This window comes from Pararhizobium qamdonense, from assembly GCF_029277445.1.
GTDB lineage: Bacteria > Pseudomonadota > Alphaproteobacteria > Rhizobiales > Rhizobiaceae > Pararhizobium > Pararhizobium qamdonense.
The window spans coordinates 3,232,810-3,253,174 of the sequence record NZ_CP119566.1 but is presented as its reverse complement, the minus strand read 5'-3'; the positions used below and the strand labels follow the sequence as shown (position 1 = coordinate 3,253,174).

The 20,365-nt window shown below is 61.6% G+C and carries 18 protein-coding genes; 8 read left to right on the top strand and 10 right to left on the bottom strand.

All coding sequences use genetic code 11. The annotated features are described in order from the left end of the window. Positions 1 to 42: 42 nt before the first annotated feature. Positions 43 to 1,128, top strand: a complete 1,086-nt coding sequence (locus PYR65_RS15860; RefSeq protein ID WP_276118655.1) for a helix-turn-helix transcriptional regulator — start codon at positions 43 to 45, stop codon at positions 1,126 to 1,128. 174 nt (positions 1,129 to 1,302) lie between these two features. Here PYR65_RS15860 and uvrC read toward each other — a convergent pair whose 3' ends face one another. After that, on the bottom strand, positions 1,303 to 3,333 hold the full coding sequence (gene uvrC / locus PYR65_RS15855; protein WP_276118654.1) for an excinuclease ABC subunit UvrC: 2,031 nt from the start codon (positions 3,331 to 3,333) through the stop codon (positions 1,303 to 1,305). Beyond that, positions 3,330 to 4,094 carry an SDR family oxidoreductase gene (locus PYR65_RS15850; RefSeq protein ID WP_276118653.1) on the bottom strand — a complete coding sequence of 255 codons (765 nt, stop codon included), beginning with the start codon at positions 4,092 to 4,094 and terminating at the stop codon, positions 3,330 to 3,332. Before PYR65_RS15850 ends, uvrC begins: the two co-directional genes overlap by 4 nt. A gap of 365 nt (positions 4,095 to 4,459) precedes the next feature. Between PYR65_RS15850 and PYR65_RS15845 the strand changes: the two genes are divergently transcribed. Further along, positions 4,460 to 5,101: an outer membrane protein gene (locus tag PYR65_RS15845; protein ID WP_060641310.1), complete on the top strand. Its 642-nt coding sequence runs from the start codon at positions 4,460 to 4,462 to the stop codon at positions 5,099 to 5,101. A gap of 53 nt (positions 5,102 to 5,154) precedes the next feature. Here PYR65_RS15845 and PYR65_RS15840 read toward each other — a convergent pair whose 3' ends face one another. The 5 genes from PYR65_RS15840 to PYR65_RS15820 all read right to left on the bottom strand — a co-directional run bounded on the left by PYR65_RS15840 (position 5,155) and on the right by PYR65_RS15820 (position 8,485). Beyond that, entirely contained in the window at positions 5,155 to 5,667 is a 513-nt protein-coding gene (locus PYR65_RS15840; RefSeq protein ID WP_276118652.1) for a GNAT family N-acetyltransferase, read from the bottom strand. A 38-nt stretch (positions 5,668 to 5,705) separates the two neighbouring features. Further along, the gene (locus PYR65_RS15835; protein WP_276118651.1) at positions 5,706 to 6,296 is read right to left on the bottom strand and encodes a glutathione S-transferase; all 591 of its coding nucleotides are present in this window, start codon (positions 6,294 to 6,296) and stop codon (positions 5,706 to 5,708) included. 36 nt (positions 6,297 to 6,332) lie between these two features. Next, positions 6,333 to 7,091, bottom strand: a complete 759-nt coding sequence (locus PYR65_RS15830) for a ribonuclease T2 family protein (protein ID WP_276118650.1) — start codon at positions 7,089 to 7,091, stop codon at positions 6,333 to 6,335. A gap of 8 nt (positions 7,092 to 7,099) precedes the next feature. Continuing rightward, a complete protein-coding gene (locus tag PYR65_RS15825) occupies positions 7,100 to 7,531 on the bottom strand; it encodes a hypothetical protein (protein ID WP_276118649.1) in 432 nt (143 codons plus the stop codon). 87 nt (positions 7,532 to 7,618) lie between these two features. Beyond that, positions 7,619 to 8,485, bottom strand: a complete 867-nt coding sequence (locus PYR65_RS15820; RefSeq protein WP_276118648.1) for a 23S rRNA (adenine(2030)-N(6))-methyltransferase RlmJ — start codon at positions 8,483 to 8,485, stop codon at positions 7,619 to 7,621. A 67-nt stretch (positions 8,486 to 8,552) separates the two neighbouring features. On the opposite strand from PYR65_RS15820, the gene PYR65_RS15815 reads away from it, so the two are divergent. Together PYR65_RS15815 and PYR65_RS15810 are read left to right on the top strand one after the other, a co-directional pair. Then, positions 8,553 to 10,685, top strand: a complete 2,133-nt coding sequence (locus PYR65_RS15815; RefSeq protein WP_276118647.1) for a molybdopterin-containing oxidoreductase family protein — start codon at positions 8,553 to 8,555, stop codon at positions 10,683 to 10,685. A gap of 6 nt (positions 10,686 to 10,691) precedes the next feature. Then, positions 10,692 to 11,291, top strand: a complete 600-nt coding sequence (locus PYR65_RS15810) for an NUDIX domain-containing protein (protein ID WP_276118646.1) — start codon at positions 10,692 to 10,694, stop codon at positions 11,289 to 11,291. Positions 11,292 to 11,294: 3 nt separating this feature from the next. Here the strand turns inward: PYR65_RS15810 and PYR65_RS15805 are convergent, their stop codons facing one another. The 3 genes from PYR65_RS15805 to purM form a co-directional block, all read right to left on the bottom strand. Continuing rightward, a complete protein-coding gene (locus PYR65_RS15805; RefSeq protein ID WP_276118644.1) occupies positions 11,295 to 12,242 on the bottom strand; it encodes an omptin family outer membrane protease in 948 nt (315 codons plus the stop codon). Positions 12,243 to 12,672: 430 nt separating this feature from the next. Beyond that, positions 12,673 to 13,314, bottom strand: coding sequence for a phosphoribosylglycinamide formyltransferase (purN, locus tag PYR65_RS15800; protein WP_276118643.1), 642 nt, complete (start codon positions 13,312 to 13,314; stop codon positions 12,673 to 12,675). Next, on the bottom strand, positions 13,311 to 14,381 hold the full coding sequence (purM, locus tag PYR65_RS15795; protein ID WP_276118642.1) for a phosphoribosylformylglycinamidine cyclo-ligase: 1,071 nt from the start codon (positions 14,379 to 14,381) through the stop codon (positions 13,311 to 13,313). Before purM ends, purN begins: the two co-directional genes overlap by 4 nt. A 219-nt stretch (positions 14,382 to 14,600) precedes the next feature. Between purM and PYR65_RS15790 the strand changes: the two genes are divergently transcribed. The 4 genes from PYR65_RS15790 to ppx all read left to right on the top strand — a co-directional run bounded on the left by PYR65_RS15790 (position 14,601) and on the right by ppx (position 20,278). Next, on the top strand, positions 14,601 to 15,752 hold the full coding sequence (locus PYR65_RS15790) for an AI-2E family transporter (RefSeq protein WP_060641299.1): 1,152 nt from the start codon (positions 14,601 to 14,603) through the stop codon (positions 15,750 to 15,752). Between the two features lie 6 nt (positions 15,753 to 15,758). After that, a complete protein-coding gene (gene hdaA, locus PYR65_RS15785) occupies positions 15,759 to 16,445 on the top strand; it encodes a DnaA regulatory inactivator HdaA (RefSeq protein ID WP_276118641.1) in 687 nt (228 codons plus the stop codon). A 114-nt stretch (positions 16,446 to 16,559) separates the two neighbouring features. Further along, a complete protein-coding gene (locus tag PYR65_RS15780; RefSeq protein ID WP_060641297.1) occupies positions 16,560 to 18,746 on the top strand; it encodes an RNA degradosome polyphosphate kinase in 2,187 nt (728 codons plus the stop codon). 11 nt (positions 18,747 to 18,757) lie between these two features. Beyond that, positions 18,758 to 20,278, top strand: coding sequence for an exopolyphosphatase (gene ppx / locus PYR65_RS15775; protein ID WP_276118640.1), 1,521 nt, complete (start codon positions 18,758 to 18,760; stop codon positions 20,276 to 20,278). Positions 20,279 to 20,365 lie beyond the last annotated feature (87 nt).

Genomic DNA, 20,365 nt, shown 5'->3' with positions numbered 1-20,365 from the left:
CTTAGGGCACTATCGAATAAATGCTCCAACAAAGAGCAGATAATGTCCGATGCGATGACGCTGATTGACCGAATCTACGAAGCCGCCGTTATCCCCGAGCTGTGGCCGGACGTCTGCGCCAGCCTGGCCGAGGAAATCGGCAGTTTCTCCGCCGGCATCATGACCATCGATACGGATTCGACGCTCCGCTGGGTCTGTTCGCCCAATATTGCCGAACAGATGGATCTCTATGCGGCGAGCGATCTGAAATTGCCCAATCCTCGTCCCGAGCGCTCGATGCAACTGTCGCCAATGGCGTTTGCCCGCGATATCGACCTGATGACCCCGGAGGAAATTGCCGCCGATCCCGTCTATAACACATATTTGCGGCCGAAGGGACTGGGCTGGAGCATGGGGGCGGTCATGGTGGAGCCGTCCGGCCACACGCTGATCTTCGACATGATCGGCCGCAGCAGTGACGGGCCTTTCTCGGCCGGCGCGCTCGAGCGTGCCAACAGCCTGAAAGGCGACCTGTCCCGCGCCGCGCTTATTGCGTCGCGCATGGTGTTCCGGCAGGCGGAAAGCATCGCGGCAACGCTTGCATTGATCGGTCTTCCCGCCGCAGTTCTTGGAGGCGACAATCGGGTTCTGGCGATGAATGCGGATATGGAGGCGCTGTCGCCGCGCATTCGCACCGGTGCCGGCGACAGGATTTCCCTGAAAAACCCGACGGCAAACAGCCTGGTTCTGGCGGCGCTGGAGCAATTGCTGCTGGCGCCGGCCTCCAACGTCCAGTCCATCCCGCTTTCGGCGGAACAGGGCCTGCCGGCGCTGATCCTGCATCTGCTGCCGGTGCGGCGAAAGGCCCGCGATGTCTTTTCCAGGAGCCTTGCGGTGCTGATCGCAACCCCGGTCGGCCAGGCCGGTCCGCCCGATATGCGGGTGCTGAGCGGCCTGTTCGATCTGACGCCCGGCGAGGCAAGGGTCGCCCGCGAACTGGCCTCCGGGGTCAGCCTGGAGGCCGTGTCGATCAAGCTCGGCCTGAAGCTGGAAACGGTCCGGACCTACCTGAAGCGCATCTTCCTCAAGACCGGCACCCGCCGCCAGGCGGAACTGACCTATATGCTCTCGGGCCTCGGGCGGCTCTAATCTTAGACTGCTGACAAACCGTGAATAGAATTATTTGCAAGAGGGATACCCACTCGCCCTCATCCCCGCCACAAGGGCGGGGAAGAGGGAGAGTTTGGCAATCCGCTCAGTTTCCCGAGTGACCTGCAGAATTGCTAGATAATGCTTCTGTCAGCAGTTTGAGGCACGCCGCACCTATTTTTTCGCGCTGTCCTCATGGAAATGGTCATAGACCAGCCGCGCCACCGCCTCCGAAATACCCTCGACGGATGTGAGGTCGTTGATCCCGGCGCGTGACACGGCCTTGGCGGTGCCGAAATGATGCAGCAGGGCGCGCTTGCGCGTCGGGCCGATGCCGCCGATCTCGTCGAGCGGGTTTTTGATCATTTCCTTCTTGCGCCGCGCCCGGTGGGAGCCGATGGCAAACCGGTGCGCCTCGTCGCGCATGCGCTGGATGAAATAGAGCACGGGATCGCGCGGCGGCAATGAGAAACCGTCGCGGCTGCCTGCCGGCGGAAAGAACCGCTCGCGTCCGGCCTCGCGATCGACGCCCTTGGCGACGCCGATGGCGATGACGCAATCCTCGATGTCCAACTCTTTCAAAATGGCGCGCACCGCCGTCATCTGCCCCTGGCCACCATCGATCAGGATCACATCGGGCCAGGCCGGAAACGCGCTATCCTCGTTGGTTTCGACGCTGCGGTCGGGCTTGCCCTCTTCCTTCAACAGGCGCGAAAACCGCCGCATCATCACTTCCTTCATCATTCCGAAGTCGTCGCCGGGCGTGATGTCGGTCGATTTGATGTTGAACTTGCGGTACTGGCTTTTGACGAAGCCTTCCGGTCCCGCCACCACCATGCCGCCGACGGCATTGGTGCCCATGATGTGGGAGTTATCGTAGACCTCGATGCGGCGCGGCGTGCGCTCAAGCTTGAACGTCGTGGCAAAGCCCTCGAGCAGCCGCGACTGCGAGGCGGTTTCGGCCAGCTTGCGGCCATGCGCCTCGCGGGCATTGGCAACGGCATGATCGACCAGATCTTTCTTCTCGCCGCGTTGCGGCACCAGGATCGCGACCTTGTAGCCGGATTTTTCCGTCAGCGCCTCGCCGAGCAGATCCTGTTCCTCGACGGTCTCGCAAAGCAGGATCTGCCGCGGACAGGGTTTGTCGTCGTAAAACTGGGCGAGGAAGGCGCTGAGCACCTCGGCCGATGTGAGCGTCGGGTCGGCTTTCGGGAAATAGGCGCGGTTGCCCCAGTTCTGGCCGGTGCGGAAAAAGAACACCTGGATGCAGGAAACGCCGCCCTCGTGATGGATGGCAAAGACATCGGCCTCCTCGACCCCGGACGGATTGATGCCCTGGTGGCTCTGGACATGCGAAAGCGCAGCCAACCGGTCGCGGTAGAGGGCGGCCCGCTCGAAATCGAGATTTTCAGACGCATCGCTCATCGCAGCCGAAATCGTCGCCTTCACCGCCTGGCTCTTGCCCGACAGGAAATCCTTGGCCTCGGTGACGAGCTCGGCATAATCGGCGTCGCTGATCTCATGGGTACAGGGCGCGGCGCAACGCTTGATCTGGTGCAGCAGACAGGGGCGGGTGCGGCTTTCAAAGACGCTGTCGGTGCAGGTGCGCAGGAGAAAGGCGCGCTGCAGCGAATTGATGGTGCGGCCGACGGCGCCGGCGGACGCGAAGGGGCCGAAGAAATCGCCCTTGCGGCTGCGCGCGCCGCGATGCTTGTAGAGTGCGGGTGCCCGGCTGTCGCCGGTCACCAGAATATAGGGAAACGACTTGTCGTCGCGCAAAAGCACGTTGAAGCGCGGCCGCAGGCGCTTGATCAGGTTGGCTTCGAGCAGCAGCGCCTCGATCTCGGTGCGCGTCGTCACGAATTCCATATGGGCGGTTTCGCGCACCATCTTGGTCAGCCGGTTGGAATGCAGCCGGCCTTGCGCATAGTTGCTGACGCGCTTCTTCAGGCTGCGCGCCTTGCCGACATAGAGAACGTCGCCCGCCTCGTTGAACATGCGGTAGACGCCGGGGCTGTTGGGCAGGCGCTTGACAAAGGCCTGGATCAGGTCGGCGCCGCGCAGACCGTCGGGAATGGCGCTGGTCTCCGCCCAATCGAGAATCGGCGCCGGCGCAGCCGCGTCCGGCACTTCGATCAGGTCTTCCTCGTCGCTGGCATTTTCATCATAGAGAATGCCGCCATCATTGGGCACGCGCCCGTTCATTCCACAATCTCCAAAATATCCGGCGTTTGCCAGGCCAGATGCTGGCCGCCGTCAAGGGCGATCATCTGCCCGGTGATCGACGGCGTCTCAAGCAGAAACCGGATCGCCCGGCCGAATTCGTCCAGCTGCGGCCCGCGCTTCAGGATCAGCGTCTCCACCTGCCTGTCGAAATCCACGCTATTTTGCCGCTCGTTCGGCAAAGTCGGGCCGGGCCCGATGCCGTTGACGCGGATCGCCGGTGCCAGCGTTTGTGCCATGGTTTTCGTCGCCGTCAACAGAGCCGACTTCGACAACATATAGGAATAAAATCTCGGATTGGGAGCCCAGACCCGCTGATCGATGATATTGACGATCAGCCCGGAATGGTCCTGCGGCAACTGGGCGGCAAAATCACGCGCAAGCAGGGACGGCGCTTTGACATGGACGGCAAAATGCCGGTCCCAGATCGTCTCGTCGAACTCGTCAAGGCTATCCTTCTTGAACAGCGAGGCATTATTGACGAGAAGGCCGACCGGTCCGAGCGCGGCATTGGCCTTTTGCAGCAGCGTCTGCGTCGAGGCGCTATCGGCAAGGTCGGCGGCCACTACCGCAGCCTGACCACCGCGCGCGCGAATTCCGGCAGCAAGCTCTTCAGCGTCTGCCAGCGACGTATTGGCGTGGATGGCGACGGCAAAGCCATGCGCCGCCAGATCCTCGACGATAGCCTTGCCGATGCGCCGGGCACCGCCGGTGACCAGCGCCGTCTTCAAAGGTGTCCTCATCTTGCCAATGTGCGATTCGTCGTTGTGCATGCGTGAAGGATATAGGAGGCGCAACGTTATTGCGAAACCGGGGGAGTGCATTCGTTTCGGAAAAATTAATGCAAAAGCGGTAAATTGAGTTATTTCGAGTTGTTATAGTATATATTTCATTAATACTGTTTCATGGTTAATAATTACCCTGTGACTTTGAAGCAACAACGAACTTTAGCCATGCTTCTGCCTTTAAAATTTCACATTTTAGCTCTTGAGAATCCGCATTTGATTGTCAATTTCTCCATCAACCGGGCGGGGTTATCTAGAAATTTCCCGATGTATCAGTTTGGGACCGCGAGGGTCCGGAACATCGGTTCGTAAAGGAGACTTTAATGCGTACTCTCATCACCACTCTTATGGCATCTGCCGTATCCCTCATCGCTTTCTCCGCCGTTCAGGCCGCTGATGCGATCGACGAAGTTCCGGCGGCTCCGGCTGCCGAATACAATGAACCGGCCATCAAGAACTGGTCGGGTGCCTATGTCGGTGGTACCGCCAACTGGGCCCGCGGCGAGTATGACGCAACCGGCGGCCGTGGTGCGGCTGGCTTCGGCGGCGGCCTTTATGGCGGCTACAACATGCAGAGCGGTAATATCGTTTACGGTGCGGAAGCCGATGTCAATTACGGCGACAACGACACCCGTAACAATGCCCGCCGCATGGAACAGGGTGTCAACGGTTCGGTCCGTGGCCGCGTCGGTTACGACCTGAACCCGGTCCTTCTCTATGGTACGGCCGGTGTGGCCGCCACCAGCGTCAAGGCGACTGCCAATGGCGGCGGTTCGGACAAGAACACGCTGATTGGCTGGACAGCCGGTGCCGGTGCCGAAACATTCGTCACCGACAACGTCACGGCCCGCGTCGAGTATCGCTACTCCGACTACGGTTCGAAGAACTTCAACACCGGCGGCAGCCGCGTTTCGTCGGGCTACGACGAACACAGCGTTCGCGTCGGTATGGGCGTAAAGTTCTAATCCATCCGATAGGACTGACAAAAAGGCCGGAGCGATCCGGCCTTTTTTGCGTTTCAGGCGCTGAGCGGCCGCCGCATCTCGAAGGTGGGGCACAGAATGCTATCGATGATGACGGGCGCGCATGGCAGCATGCCGATCTTGGTCAGGACCCGCTGCGATGCCGCGTTATCCGGATGGGTAAACGCGATGAAGCGATCCGAAAATCCTTTCTCGAAAAACCAGTTCGCCAAGGCCCCGGCGATTTCCGTCGCATAGCCCTTGCCCCAGGCTTCGTGACGAAGGGAATAGCCGAGTTCATAGGCATCGCCGAGCAGGGAAAATCCCGCCCGGCCGATGAACGCGCCGTCTGCGCGGGCAAGAAGCTTGTATTTGGTCGTGCCGTCGCGTTCGGCTTCCATGAACCAGTTCTGCAGGCGTTCCTGCGCGCGCTCGCGGCTCCACGGGGCGGCACCGGACAGGTAGCGTGTGGTCTCGATCGAGGAATGCAGCGCCTGGATCAGCCCGGCATCGTCCGGCTCCCATGTCACCAGGCGCAGGCGCGGCGTTTGAAGGATGATCTCAGCCATGGCTCCCTCTCATGGCGCCGCTCCCGGTGATCCACGGATCAGATCTTGAACTGCGCATAATCCGGGAAGAACTTTTCGAATTTCTGCGGCCAGTTCTTCAGCTTCGGGCGGCCTTTTTGCCATTCGCCGGCAAAGCGCAGCTCGAGATAGCGCAGCAGTGCCGCCAGTGCGAAATGGCCCGCATGCAGCTTGGCGCCGGTTTTCGGCATGTTGGCATTGAGGAGGTCGAGGCCACGGCCGGCCTTTTCCCATTGCCTGTCGATCCAGGGCTGGTGAACCTTTTCCGGTGGATGGAAACGCTTTTCGTAGACGATTGCCAAAAGGCAATCGCAGACGCCGTCGCACAGGGCTTCCAGCAGTTCCACGTCGGTGCGCTTGCCGGGATTGCGCGGATAGAGCTTGCCCTTGGTCTCGCGGTCGATGAAATTCATGATGACGCGGCTGTCATAGATCGCCTTGCCATCGGATGTGACCAGCGTCGGAATCTTGCCGAGCGGATTGCTGACGATCAGGTCCTGCGGATTGCCGTTGGTGTCGGTCAACACGCTTTCGGTGGCAAGACCCGCATAATGGGCCGCCATGCGCACTTTGGTAGAATAGGGCGAGGTGGGAGAATAGAAGATCTTCATGCGAGCTTTCTTTCGCTGGATGGCAGTTCTTGAAGTTTAAGGCGTGGCCGGAAGGCTGAGGCTTTTGACCTTGCAGCCGCCACGATCGATGTCTTCGCAGTCGCGGAAGCTGAGATCCTTGTTGAAGCAGATGCGGACTTCATCGACGCGGCCGGACGTGCAGGTGACCGCGAGTGCGTCCGTGCGCAGGCCCGGATTGGCCGATGTCAGCGCCGTCTCGATCTGCGCCGCACTGGTCCGCTGGTCCGAGGCGACCGATTGTAGCGCAGGAGGGATCGCCAGTTTTTCGCGTGCAGCGCGCACAACAGTGAAATAATCCTTCTGGCTCAGCCCCGAGCAGGAGCCGTGTTTGCGCCATTCATGGCCGATCAAGCCCATCGACGGCATGATGTCGAACAGGGTTCGGCCGAGCGCGTCGGGCACCCGGTCGGGGTCCCGCGTCCGGCAGAATTCCGGATAGCCCTTGCTGTTTTGCGGCCAGAGCCCGTGGACGATGAAGCCATGCTTGTTATCGGGGTCGCATTGCATCGAGCGCCCGGACGGATCGTTGTCCAGGCACCAGCTCGGCGACCAGGACAGCGACAGGACGTAGAAATCAAAGCCGCTTCCCAGCGGCAACGGGTGTGCCTTGCTGCCCGTGCCCGTGGTCTGCGTGCCGGCAATCGGCGTGTTGGCGGCCGTGGTCTCTACGGCGGGCGCGTCTTTTTTCGCCGCAGGCGTGTTCTCCTCGCCGCTGCACGCCGCAAGCGCCAGAAGACCGGCAAGGGCGGGGATCACAAGGCGGAAACGCGGCATTGCAGCCGTCACCGCAACGAGGCGCATTGCGCACCATAGACATACCAGGGATCAAGACCGCTCACACAGAACTCGATATTCGAGCCGACACCGGCAAAGCCGAAGCCGCGCTCGATCAGATACCAGAGTGCCCGCTTCTGGCCATCGGTGGTGAGCGCCGTGGCATGGCAATATTCGCGCTCGACCGGGTGGGTCCTGTCGCGCAGCACAAGGCGTTGCTGCCGCATGCCGCGGATTTCGGCGATGGCAATGTCCATGTTCAGGTAGTTGGCGGCACGGCTGCCGAAATCCGAGGTGATGAAGCCAAGGACCTGCGGGCTGCGGCAGGCATCCGAGATATGCCCTATTCCAGAGCCGAGCGGGCCGGACGCCGCAACCGGTACCGCGCTGAATGCCATCACGAGCGAGACGGTAACGGTGCGCGCAAGCTTTGCTGTCATGATCCTGTCTCCCGGCTATCCCGCAGAGTGCGTCTCTTGCGGGCGAACCGTCAAGCCCCGTTTCCTTGCGTCCTGTCCTGCGTCCGCTCAGTCGCGCTCCAAAACCTCCTCGCCGCGCAGCCAGAAGGCGCGGGCGGATGCATGGCGGTCCTGTTTCAGCCGGTCCTTGAGGAAGGGAAGCAGGATATCCAGTTCGCCCTTCAGCGTGAACGGCGGATTGACGATGATCAGGCCGGAACCGGACAGCCCGGCCGTGTCGCGGTCGCTGCGCACCGACAGTTCGGCACACAGCATCTTGGGGATTTCCAGAGCCTGCAGCGCGGCATGGAATTCGGCGATCGGCGCGCCCTGCTTCAGCGGATACCACAGGCAGAACGTGCCGCCGGAAAAGCGCCGGTAGGCCTTGTGCAGCCCATCCGCCAGCCGCTCATATTCGCCGGCAATCTCGAAGGGCGGATCGACGAGCACGATGCCGCGCTTTTCCTTGGGCGGCAGATGGGCGCCGAGCGCCAGCCAGCCGTCGAGCTCGGTGATGCGGCTCTGGAAATCACCGTCGAACAGGCGGTGCAGCGTCTCGTAGTCGTCGGGATGCAGCTCCATTGCCGACAGGCGGTCCTGCGGCCGCATCAGCATGCGGGTGAGCTTTGGCGAGCCGGGATAGAGTGTCAGGCCACCATCCGGATTGAGATCGCGGATGGCCGTCAGGTAGGGTTCGAGGATCGCCTTTGCCTTGGCCGGAATATCGGTGTCGAGAATGCGGCCGATGCCATCCACCCATTCGCCGGTCTTTTGCGCTTCTTCGCTCGACAGGTCGTAAAGGCCGATGCCGGCATGGGTGTCGAGCACGCGAAACGCCTTGTCCTTCTGCGCCATATAGACGATCAGCCGTGCCAGCACGGCATGCTTGAGGACATCGGCGAAGTTTCCGGCGTGGTAGATGTGACGGTAATTCATTCGCGTCCCTTACGTCCCGATGAAAAATTGGAATGGATGGTGAAGGGGACTGTGAGACCCTTTCGCGATGCCATATAGAAAAGCCATGAACGTTGCGACCCCCATCAAACCACAAATGTCCGTCGGCCACACTGTCTGTCCGCACGACTGTCCCTCCGCCTGCGCGCTGGAGGTCGATATCACGCAAGAAGGCCGGATCGGCCGGGTGCGGGGTGCCGGCGCCAACACCTATACGGCCGGCGTCATCTGCGCCAAGGTCGCGCGCTATTCCGAGCGGATCTACCATCCCGGCCGCCTGATGGTGCCGCAGCGCCGCAAGGGCGAAAAGGGCGATGGCAACTGGCAGCAGCTGTCCTGGGAGGATGCGCTGGACGAGATCGCCGGCGCCTTCGTCAAGGCCGAGCAGCAACATGGCTCCGAAGCCGTCTGGCCCTATTTCTATGCCGGGACGATGGGGCAGGTGCAGCGCGATTCGATCGACCGCCTGCGTCATGCCAAGCGCTATTCCGGCTTTTTCGGCTCGATCTGCACCAACCTGGCCTGGACCGGGCTTGCCATGGCGACCGGTTCGCTGCGCGGCCCCGATCCGCGCGAGATGGCGAAATCCGATTGCGTGGTGATCTGGGGCACCAATGCGGTCTCGACCCAGGTCAACGTCATGACCCACGCGATCAAGGCCCGCAAGGACCGCGGCGCCAAGATCGTCGTCATCGACATCTACGACAACCCGACGGTCAAGCAGGCCGATATGGGGCTGGTGCTCAAGCCCGGCACGGATGCGGCCCTTGCCTGCGCCGCCATGCATATCGCCTTTCGCGACGGCCATGCCGACCGTGCCTATCTCGCCCGATATGCCGATGATCCGGCGGGGCTGGAAGAGCACCTGAAAACGCGCACGCCGCAATGGGCCTCCGGCATCACCGGGCTGCCGGTCGAGGAAATCGAGGCGTTCGGCCGGCTGATCGGGACCACGCCGAAAACCTATTTCCGCCTCGGCTATGGCTTTACCCGCCAGCGCAACGGCGCGGTCGCCATCCACGCCGCCGCTTCCGTTGCGACCGTGCTGGGCGCCTGGCAGCACGAGGGCGGCGGCGCGTTCCACACCAACAACGATATCTTCAAGTTCGACAAGCGCGAACTGGTCGGTTCCGCGATGTTGGATCCGGAGATCCGCATGCTCGACCAGTCGCAGATCGGGCGGGTCCTGACCGGCGATGCCGAAGCGCTGCGCCATCGCGGCCCGGTGACGGCCATGCTCATCCAGAACACCAACCCGGTGAATGTCGCCCCCGAACAACGGCTGGTGAAGCGCGGTTTTCTGCGCGATGATCTTTTCGTTGCCGTGCACGAGCAGTTCATGACCGACACGGCCAAGCTCGCCGACATCGTCCTGCCTGCCACCATGTTTCTCGAGCATGACGATCTCTATCGCGGCGGCGGGCACCAGCACATCCTGCTCGGCCCCAAGGTGGTCGAACCGCCATCGACGGTGCGCACCAACCTGTTCGTCATCGAGGAGCTGGCAAAGCGCCTCGGTGTCGCAGAGAAACCCGGCTTTGGTCTGACCGAGCGCGAGCATATCGACCATATCCTCGTCAACCACGGCACCGATTTCGAAGGGCTGAAGCGGGACAAGTGGCTGGATATCCAGCCTGATTTCGACACGGCCCATTTTATCGGCGGTTTCGGCCATCCCGACGGAAAGTTCCGCTTCAAGGCGGACTGGACGGGTACACCGGCCCCGAACCGTCCGCCAAAGGCGCTGGGCGTCTTCGGGCCGCATGCGCAATTGCCCGAGTTTCCCGACCATGTCGATCTTATCGAGGTGGCCACCCCGGCGCATCCGTTCCGGCTGGCGACCTCACCGGCCCGGTCGTTCCTGAATTCCACCTTTGCGGAAACGCCGTCCTCGCTGCAAAAGGAAGTCCGCCCGCAAGTGATGATCCATGTGGACGACGCCGAAGCTCTCGGCATTGCCGAAGGCGATATCGTGCGGATCGGCAACGGGCGCGGCGAAATCCGCCTGCATGCCAAGCTTGGCGGTGGTGCGCGCCGCGGCGTGGTGATCGCCGAGGGGCTCTGGCCGAACGGCGCGCATCTGGACGGCGAGGGCATCAACGTGCTCACCGGCGCCGACGCGGCCGCTCCCTATGGCGGAGCCGCCTTTCACGACAACAGCGTATGGATGCGCAGGGATTAGCAGGCGATGACGAAATTTGAAAATGCCGGGGTCGAGATCCTCAAGGACGAGACCCTGTCGAAGAACTGGTACCATTTGCGCAACGTCACGTTCAATTATACCGGCTCGAACGGCACCACCAAGACGCTGAAGCGGGAGGTCTATGACCGCGGCAACGGCGCCACCATCCTGCTCTACGATCCCCGGCGCGACAGCGTCGTCCTGGTGCGGCAGTTGCGCATCCCAGCCTATCTCAACGGCCATTCCGGCTGGCTTTTGGAAACACCGGCCGGCCTGCTTGACGGCGACCAGCCGGCCGAGGCGATCAAACGCGAGGTGATGGAAGAGACCGGATATCTGGTGACGGACGTAAAACCGCTCTTCCACGCCTTCATGTCGCCCGGCGCCGTCACCGAAACCGTCCACTTCTTCGCCGCCGTCATCGACGTGACCGTGCGCGCCGAGGACGGCGGCGGGGCAGCGCATGAGGACGAGGATATCGAAGTGCTGGAAATTCCCCTCGTTGAGGCCATGGCGATGATCGGCACCGGCGAGATCTGCGACGGCAAGACGATCATGCTGTTGCAATGGGCGATGCTGAACAGGGCGGAGCTGGCCATAGCCTGATCGTCAGAATTTCCCCTTGATGCCGAGGCTGACCGATGCGGCGACGAAATTCGCACCGGCCGACTTGGACATGTTCGCGCTGGCGCCGGTGACCGTATCGCGCAAATTGGTGTCACCGGTCCCGAAATTGGTGACTTCGACCGCACCGCTGGCATAGAACGAGATATTCTGGGTAAGGTTGTAAGCAACCGCGGTGGTGGCGCCGTAGGTGAAACCCAGATCGAATGTGTCGGTAAAGCGCAAATTCCGCATCCAATGATCGTCGGGTGCTTTTGCCTTGATCAGTGCTCCGGCTTCCACCCCGCCCGACAGCGTCCAATCGCCATAGTTTTGTGAACCCCGAAGATTGCCGTAGAGCGACGGCATTTGCTGGCGGTAGGTGATGCCACGCTCGCCATCTTGGAAATTGCCGCTGAAATCGCGGGGGTTGAACACACTGTAGATGAAGGAGCCGCCATAGGCGGTCCATTGCACATCGGTATAACGGCCGCCGATCCCGGCACTGAGGAAGCGCCCGTTATCGTTGACGAATGTCCGGTTGAGTTCGATACTGCCGCTGTAATAATGATCGAGCCGGGTATCATCATGGATCGAGCGGTGGCTCCAGCCATTATCCGACGAGTTGGCGGCATTCGGAGCGAGCCAGTCGTAATCGGTCATGTGACCATCGCCGTTCATGCCGGTCTTGCCTTCAGCTCTGATTGCCCAATCCGGCAGAACCTCGATGCTGAGCGCACCGCGCAGAACCGTTACGCCCTTGGATTCCCAATCCAGCCGGCTGATCTTGCGGCCGCCACTGAACACGCTTTCCTCGGCATAGATATTGGCCAGGCCCGCGTCAAAGGTCATGGACACCGGGCCTTCGGTCGCCTGACCGTAGAGATCATTGGCATGGGCGGTTGTTGCGCACAGGATCGCGATGCCCGCGAGCGGGGTCCAAAAAACGTTCATAATCAATTCCCGAAGAGGGGCACCAACACGTGCCGTGGATGAAATCTCTCACCCAATTTCCGTCCTCATGGTAAATTTTCAGTTTATTTATGGTTCCGAAATGTAAAAATACACCACCTTAAGGTGTATTTGTGCTGTGCGTGGGAGGGGGCCAGAACCGGTTTTATGATCTGAAAATTCCCAACGGTCACGTCGCCTGGCGCCAAAAAATGTGCGCCAAATCCGATGGCAGGCAGCGCACGACAACGAAGCTCATCGTCAGGGACGGCCTTCCTCACGCCACTGGCGGATTTCTTCGCTGGTCACGGGTTTGTTGCGCGCCCGCGCCGCACTCAACGCTTCGATGGTCATTTGCAATTCTCATCGTTGATCCGGTTAGGTTTCAACGGGATAAGAATAATCATCAGATGAGCGGATCAAGAGGGATCGTTCACAAAGCCGCCTTCGCCGCCCGAACCACCTTGCCACCATCCATCCGCACCTTGCCCTCGGCCATCAGGCGCAGGGCCTGCGGATAGGATCTGTGCTCTTCGACCAGCACGCGCGCGGCCAGCGTATCCGCCGTGTCGCCCGGCAGGATCGGGACTTTTGCCTGCAGGATGACCGGGCCTTCGTCCATGCCTTCGGTGACGAAATGCACGGTGCAGCCGGCTTCCGCCATGCCGGCGTCGATGGCGCGCTGATGGGTGTGCAGGCCGGGGAAGAGCGGCAGGAGGGAGGGGTGGATATTGATGATCCGGCCTTCATAGGCGTTGATGAAGGTGGCAGTCAGCAGGCGCATGTAACCGGCCAGGCAGATGATATCTGGCGACAGGGTCTCAAGCGCTGACAGGATGGCGGCTTCGTGGGCGTCCTTGCTGTCGAAATCCTTGCGGACGAACGAGAAGGTGGCGATCCCGAGCGCTGCCGCTTTCGCCAGGCCTCCCGCATCCGCCTTGTCGGCGATGACGGCAACGATGTCGGCGGGGTAGCCTTCCGCAGCCGTTGCCCGGACCAGCGCCAGCATATTGGAGCCGCCGCCGGAAATGAACACCACGACCCGCTTGCGGGCCGCTTTCGACGTCCCGTTCATAGAGTGAGCGTGCCCTTGTAGATCGTGCCGGCAGCGCCTTCGTCGCGGGCGACCATGCGGCCAAGGGCAAACACGGTCTCGCCTTCGGCCTTCAGCACCGAGGTCACCTGATCGGCATCTTCGGAGGCCACGACGACGATCATGCCGACGCCGCAGTTGAAGGTGCGCAGCATTTCGTTGGCGGCAACGCCGCCGGTCTTGGCAAGCCAGGAGAACACGGCCGGCGCCTGGATGGCGCCAAGGTCGATTTCGGCGGCGAGATGCTTGGGCAGCACGCGCGGGATGTTTTCGGGAAAACCGCCGCCGGTAATATGGGCGAGCGCCTTCAGCTTGCCGGTCTCGCGGATCGCCTTCAACAGCGGCTTCACATAGATGCGCGTCGGCGTCATGAGAACGTCCGCCAGCGTACCTTCGCCGAATGGGGCAGGCGCGTCCCAGGCAAGGCCCGAGAGCGAAACGATCTTGCGCACCAGCGAATAGCCGTTGGAATGGACGCCGGAGGAGGCGAGGCCCAGAATGACGTCGCCTTCGGCGATATCACCGGCCGGCAGCAGCTGGCCGCGCTCTGCAGCGCCCACGGCAAAGCCTGCGAGATCGTAGTCGCCGCCAGCATACATGCCGGGCATTTCAGCGGTCTCGCCGCCGATCAGCGCACAGCCTGCCTCGCGGCAACCCGCCGCAATGCCGCCGACGATGGCTGCACCCTGGTCGGGGTCGAGCTTGCCGGTGGCGAAGTAGTCGAGGAAAAACAGCGGTTCGGCGCCCTGAACGACGAGGTCGTTGACGCACATGGCGACGAGGTCGATGCCGACCGTGTCGTGCTTGTTGGCATCGATGGCGATCTTCAACTTGGTGCCGACGCCGTCATTGGCGGCAACCAGGACCGGATCCTTGAAACCGGCCGCCTTCAGGTCGAACAGGCCGCCGAAGCCGCCGATCTCGCCATCGGCGCCCGGACGGCGCGTGGAGCGCACATGCGGCTTGATCTTTTCCACCAAAAGATTTCCGGCGTCGATATCCACACCTGCATCGCTGTAGGTCAGACCGTTCTTTCCTGGCTCGCTCATGGCTTGATCTCCGCCGGCTCGTCATATTTGGATTGCGATTGGCATGGTGGTGGCGCAAGTGCAAGCATATTGCCCGGATTACTCCCGCTTTTTTGATGTTTTGCCCGTGATTGCCGGCCCTTTTGCGCCACAGGCTTGACCATGGTCGGTGCCCCATCCTATCTCCAGCACTGGAAGCAGCGCCCGGCAGCGTCTGCGGCAAGCAATCGGAACAGCGGCATGGTCAACAAATTGAGCGGCAGCGGGCTGCAGCGCCAGATCATCTTCTGGCTGCTTTTCCTCGCCGGGTTTATCGCCTTCCTGATGGTGTTCTCCACCATTCTCCTGCCGTTCATCGCAGGGATGGCGCTTGCCTATTTTCTCGATCCCGTCGCCGACAGGCTGGAGCGCATCGGATTGAGCCGGCTGATGGCGACGGTGGTGATCCTGATCGGCTTTGTCGTCGTCTTTGCGCTATCGTTGGTGGTGATCATCCCGATCATCTTTACCCAGGCCTCCGACTTCATCCAGAAGATGCCTGGGTACGTCTCAAAGCTGCAGGAATTCCTGACCAGTCCCGATGCCGCCTGGCTGCCCGACTGGGTGTCCGGCCAGATGGACACGATCAAGCAGAATTCCGCCAAGCTGCTCGAACAGGGTGCCGGCTTCCTCGGCACGCTGTTTCAGCAATTGTGGAATTCCGGCCTGGCGCTGCTCGATATCATCTCGCTCTTCGTGATCACGCCCGTGGTTGCCTTCTATCTGCTGCTCGATTGGGATCGCATGGTGGAACGGGTCGATAGCTGGATCCCGCGCGATCACGTTGCCACCGTGCGCCAGATTGCGCGCGACATGAACGCTACCATTGCCGGTTTCGTGCGCGGCCAGGGCTCGCTCTGCATCATTCTCGGCCTGTTCTACGGAATTTCGCTGACCTTTGCCGGGCTGAATTTCGGCCTGCTGATCGGCCTGTTTGCCGGCATGATCAGCTTCATCCCCTATGTCGGCTCGATGGTCGGCCTGGTGCTGGCCGTTGGCGTGGCGCTGGTGCAGTTCTGGCCGGATTACCTCAATATCATCATCGTCGCGGCAATCTTCTTTGCCGGTCAGTTTATCGAGGGCAACATTCTGCAGCCGCGGCTGGTCGGCAAGAGCGTCGGCCTGCATCCGGTCTGGCTGATGTTTGCGCTGCTCGCCTTTGGCGCGCTGTTCGGGTTTGTCGGGCTTCTGGTGGCGGTGCCCTGTGCTGCCGCCATCGGCGTTCTCGTCCGCTTCGGTATCGGCCGCTATCTCGACAGCGCGCTCTATCATGGCCACCGCCACATCCTGACGATCGAGCCGGAACATCATCGGACGCAGCATCAAAGCCCCGAGTTCAAGCTTCCAGAGTAACCGCGTATGGTCCGCAAGTTCGAACAGTTGCCGCTCGTTTTCAAGCACGAGCCCCAGACCGGCCGTGACGACCTTCTTGTGTCCGAACGGCTGAAGGCGGCTGTCACGATCATCGACAGCTGGCCGCGCTGGCCGTCGCCGGTGGTGATCCTGGCCGGTCCCGTCGGATCCGGAAAGTCGCATCTGGCGGCGATCTGGCGGGAAAACAGCGTTGCCGTTTCCATTCACCCCACGGCAGGCAGCAACGCCGCCGAGATCGCTGCGGCAAATGCCGTCCTGTTCGAGGATGCGGATCGTCAGGGCTTTGACGACCGGGCACTTTTTCATGTCATCAACAGCGTGCGCGAAAACGGCACCAGCCTGTTGATCACCAGCCGGCTGTGGCCGATGTCCTGGCCGGTCGAACTGCCGGATCTGCGCTCGCGCTTGAAGGCGGCAACGGTGGTGGAGATCGGCGAGCCCGACGATGAGCTCTTGGCGCAGGTTCTGGTCAAGCTTCTGGCCGACCGCCAGCTAGCCGTCGATGACAGGCTGATCGGCTATATCGTCGCCCGCATGGAGCGCTCGCTCGAAGCCGCCCAGACGATCGTCGAGCGGCTCGATCATCTGGCATTGGCGCGCGGCACGCGCATCAACCGGGCGCTCGCGCTGGAAGTGCTCGACACCCTTGGAAAGACACGCGAAATCGATTGACTGTCATAGTTAGGTCGTCAAACTGAGCTAGCTGCTTCGAGAAAAGCAAAAACACAGATCAAAGCAAAAACGCAGACCAAAGCAAGAAAAGCGGGCCAAGGCGGAATCGGGGATATGGACAGTTTGACATCTGCAACGACTGCAAACGCGCCGGTGGCCGAAGACATCGACTTGATGAACAGCCCGGAGCGCTTCATCAACCGCGAATTTTCCTGGCTTCAGTTCAACCGCCGCGTCCTTGAGGAAACCCTCAACACCGCCCATCCGCTTTTGGAGCGCGTGCGCTTCCTGTCGATTTCGGCGGCCAATCTCGACGAATTCTTCATGGTGCGCGTCGCCGGTCTCGAGGGCCAGGTTCGCCAGGGCGTCGTCGTGCGCAGCCCGGATGGCAAGACGCCGGTCGAGCAGCTGCAGGACATCCTGAAGGAGATCGACAATCTGCAGATGGAGCAGCAGGCGTCGCTCGCCGTTCTGCAGCAATATCTCGCCAAGGAAGACATCCTGATCGTGCGGCCGATCTCGTTGTCGGCGCAGGATCGCGGATGGCTTGCAACCGAATTCGATCAGGCGATCTTCCCGGTCCTGACGCCGCTGTCGATCGATCCCGCCCATCCGTTCCCGTTCATTCCGAACCTCGGCTTTACCATGGGCCTGCAGCTTGTCAGCACGCGCGGCCGCGAGCCGATGACGGCGCTTTTGCGCCTGCCCGTGGCGCTCGACCGGTTCATCCGTCTGCCCGATGCAAAATCAGTGATCCGCTATATTACGCTGGAGGATGCCGTCAGCCTGTTCATCGAACGGCTGTTTCCAGGCTATGAGGTCAAGGGGTCCGGCACGTTCCGCATCATCCGCGACAGCGATATCGAGGTCGAGGAAGAGGCCGAAGATCTGGTCCGGTTCTATGAGACGGCGCTCAAGCGCCGCCGGCGCGGGTCGGTGATCCGCATCGAGATCGATTCGGAAATGCCTCTGGAACTGCGCCAGTTCGTCGTTGGCGAACTCGGCGTTCCGGAAAACCGCGTCGCCGTCCTGCCGGGGCTTCTCGCCCTCAACACGCTGTCCGAGATCACAAAGGCGCCGCGCGAGGATTTGCGCTTCGAGCCGTACAACGCGCGATTTCCCGAACGCGTCCGCGAACATGCCGGAGACTGCCTCGCCGCCATCCGCGAAAAGGACATGGTCGTCCACCACCCCTATGAGAGCTTCGACGTGGTGGTCCAGTTTCTGCTCCAGGCTGCGCGCGATCCGGACGTTCTGGCGATAAAGCAGACGCTGTACCGCACCTCCAACGACAGCCCAATCGTCCGCGCCCTAATCGATGCGGCCGAGGCCGGTAAATCGGTGACGGCCCTGGTCGAGTTGAAGGCCCGGTTCGACGAGGAAGCCAATATCCGCTGGGCGCGCGATCTCGAGCGCGCCGGCGTGCAGGTCGTGTTCGGCTTCATCGAACTGAAGACGCATGCCAAGATGTCGATGGTGGTGCGCCGCGAAGAGGGCAAGCTTCGCACTTACTGTCATCTGGGCACCGGCAACTATCACCCGGTGACGGCGAAGATCTACACCGACCTGTCCTTCTTCACCTGCAATCCGAAGATTGCCCATGACATGGCCAATATCTTCAATTTCATCACGGGCTACGGCGAGCCGGAAGCCGGCATGAAGCTGGCGATCTCGCCGCACACGCTGCGCCCGCGCATCCTGCAGCATATCGGCGAGGAAATCGTCCATGCGGAGGCTGGCCGTCCGGCCTCCATCTGGATGAAGATGAATTCGCTGGTCGATCCGGAGATCATCGATGCGCTCTACCGCGCCAGCCGCGCCGGCGTCGAGATCGATCTGGTGGTGCGCGGCATCTGCTGCCTGCGGCCGCAGGTTCCCGGACTATCCGACAAGATCCGCGTCAAGTCGATCGTCGGCCGCTTCCTTGAGCATTCGCGCATCTTCTGTTTCGGCAATGGCCATGGGCTTCCATCCGAGCACGCGCTCGTCTATATCGGTTCGGCGGACATGATGCCGCGAAATCTGGACCGGCGGGTGGAGACCCTTGTGCCTCTCATCAACCGGACTGTGCATGAACAGGTCCTGTCGCAGATCATGCTGGGTAATCTCATCGATAACCAGCAGAGCTACGAGATTCTTCCGGACGGAACATCACGGCGCATGGAAGTCGCCAAGGATTCCGAACCGTTCAATGCGCAGGTCTATTTCATGACCAATCCCAGCCTGTCCGGGCGGGGAGAGGCTTTGAAATCCAGCACGCCGAAGGTAATTGCCGGCTGGGATAGTGGCCGCAGAAGATAAACTGGAATTGCATGGTAGAGTCTGAAGCCCAGGGGCGTTTGCCTGGAATTGCCCCGGTCTCCGTCGTGGACATTGGGTCGAACTCGATTCGTCTGGTGATCTATGAGGGACTGAGCCGGTCGCCGGCCGTTCTGTTCAACGAAAAAGTCATGTGCGGCCTCGGCAAGGGCATCGATGCCACCGGCCGGATGGACGCCGAAAGCGTCGAACGGGCGCTGAAGGCGCTGCACCGGTTCCGGGCCTTGTCGACGCAGGCGCGTGCCTCCACGGTCTTCGTGCTGGCGACGGCGGCTGCGCGCGACGCATCGAACGGCCCCGATTTCATCCGCAGGGCCGAAATCATCCTCGGCCAGAAGGTCCGCGTCCTGACCGGCGAGGAGGAGGCTTATTTTTCCGCGCTGGGGATCATCAGCGGCTATCACGATCCCGACGGCGTCGTCGGCGATCTCGGCGGCGGTTCGCTCGAACTGGTCGATGTCATTGGCCCCAAGGTCGGCAAGGGCATCACCCTGCCGCTGGGCGGCATCCGGCTGTCGGAACATGCCGAGGGATCGGTGGTCAAGGCGCGCAGCCATGTGCGCCGCTACCTGAAGGGCGCGCAGGTGCTGCAAAACACCAGCGGCCGCACCTTCTACGCCGTCGGCGGCACCTGGCGCTCGATCGCCAAGCTGCATATGGAGTTGCGCAACTATCCGCTGCACATGATGCAGGGCTATGAAATCTCCTACGACGAGGCCATGGCGTTTTTGCCGGAGGTGATCGAGCCGAAGGATATCAAGTCGCCGGCCTATGCGCATATTTCCAAGAGCCGCCGCGCCCTGCTGCCATTCGGCGCCGTTGCCCTGCAGGAAGTCATCGCCCAGATGAAGCCGTCGATGATTTCGTTTTCAGCACTCGGCGTGCGCGAAGGTTATCTCTATTCGCTGCTGTCGGACGCGGTGCGCGCTCAGGATCCTCTGCTGGTCGCCGCCCGCGAGATCGCCATCCTGCGGGCCCGCTCGCCCGAACACGCCCGCGAGCTTGCCGAATGGAGCGGCCGGATGGTGCCGCATTTCGGCATTACCGAAACCGACGAAGAGGGGCGCTACCGCCAGGCAGCCTGCCTGCTGGCCGATATCAGCTGGCGCGCCCATCCCGACTATCGCGGCCTGCAGGCGCTCAACATTATCGCCCACAGCACCTTTTCCGGCATCACCCATGCCGGCCGCGCCTACATCGCCCTTGCCAATTACTACCGTTTCGAGGGCCTGAACGACGACGGTGCCACCGAGCCCCTGGCGGCGATCGCAACGCCCCGGCTTCTCGAACTGGCAAAGCTCCTGGGCGGACTGCTGCGCGTCGTCTATCTCCTGTCGGCATCCATGCCCGGCATCGTCCGCAACCTGAATATCCGGCCCTCGGCGTCCCCAGACCTCGATCTCGATTTCATCGTCCCCGCCGCCTATTCCGAATTTGCCGGCGAACGCCTCGACGGCCGCCTGCAGCAGCTTGCCAAGCTGACCGGCAAGCGGATCGGGTTCCGGTTCGAGTAGCCGCCGGAATGCGCATGACCGGGAGTGTGGTTTCGCTCCCGTCAAATGATCATATTTTGGATGTGTCAGCAGAATGACCCCGCAACT

What these genes read in the sequence shown, in the direction of transcription:
- PYR65_RS15790 (WP_060641299.1), top strand. Translation starts at nt 14,601, where the DNA reads ATGGTCAACAAATTGAGCGGCAGCGGGCTGCAGCGCCAGATCATCTTC.
- uvrC (WP_276118654.1), bottom strand. Translation starts at nt 3,333, where the DNA reads ATGAACGGGCGCGTGCCCAATGATGGCGGCATTCTCTATGATGAAAAT.
- PYR65_RS15850 (WP_276118653.1), bottom strand. Translation starts at nt 4,094, where the DNA reads ATGAGGACACCTTTGAAGACGGCGCTGGTCACCGGCGGTGCCCGGCGC.
- purM (WP_276118642.1), bottom strand. Translation starts at nt 14,381, where the DNA reads ATGAGCGAGCCAGGAAAGAACGGTCTGACCTACAGCGATGCAGGTGTG.
- PYR65_RS15805 (WP_276118644.1), bottom strand. Translation starts at nt 12,242, where the DNA reads ATGAACGTTTTTTGGACCCCGCTCGCGGGCATCGCGATCCTGTGCGCA.
- PYR65_RS15835 (WP_276118651.1), bottom strand. Translation starts at nt 6,296, where the DNA reads ATGAAGATCTTCTATTCTCCCACCTCGCCCTATTCTACCAAAGTGCGC.
- PYR65_RS15830 (WP_276118650.1), bottom strand. Translation starts at nt 7,091, where the DNA reads ATGCCGCGTTTCCGCCTTGTGATCCCCGCCCTTGCCGGTCTTCTGGCG.
- PYR65_RS15815 (WP_276118647.1), top strand. Translation starts at nt 8,553, where the DNA reads ATGCCATATAGAAAAGCCATGAACGTTGCGACCCCCATCAAACCACAA.
- PYR65_RS15840 (WP_276118652.1), bottom strand. Translation starts at nt 5,667, where the DNA reads ATGGCTGAGATCATCCTTCAAACGCCGCGCCTGCGCCTGGTGACATGG.
- PYR65_RS15780 (WP_060641297.1), top strand. Translation starts at nt 16,560, where the DNA reads ATGGACAGTTTGACATCTGCAACGACTGCAAACGCGCCGGTGGCCGAA.
- PYR65_RS15810 (WP_276118646.1), top strand. Translation starts at nt 10,692, where the DNA reads ATGACGAAATTTGAAAATGCCGGGGTCGAGATCCTCAAGGACGAGACC.
- PYR65_RS15825 (WP_276118649.1), bottom strand. Translation starts at nt 7,531, where the DNA reads ATGACAGCAAAGCTTGCGCGCACCGTTACCGTCTCGCTCGTGATGGCA.
- hdaA (WP_276118641.1), top strand. Translation starts at nt 15,759, where the DNA reads ATGGTCCGCAAGTTCGAACAGTTGCCGCTCGTTTTCAAGCACGAGCCC.
- ppx (WP_276118640.1), top strand. Translation starts at nt 18,758, where the DNA reads ATGGTAGAGTCTGAAGCCCAGGGGCGTTTGCCTGGAATTGCCCCGGTC.
- PYR65_RS15860 (WP_276118655.1), top strand. Translation starts at nt 43, where the DNA reads ATGTCCGATGCGATGACGCTGATTGACCGAATCTACGAAGCCGCCGTT.
- PYR65_RS15845 (WP_060641310.1), top strand. Translation starts at nt 4,460, where the DNA reads ATGCGTACTCTCATCACCACTCTTATGGCATCTGCCGTATCCCTCATC.
- PYR65_RS15820 (WP_276118648.1), bottom strand. Translation starts at nt 8,485, where the DNA reads ATGAATTACCGTCACATCTACCACGCCGGAAACTTCGCCGATGTCCTC.
- purN (WP_276118643.1), bottom strand. Translation starts at nt 13,314, where the DNA reads ATGAACGGGACGTCGAAAGCGGCCCGCAAGCGGGTCGTGGTGTTCATT.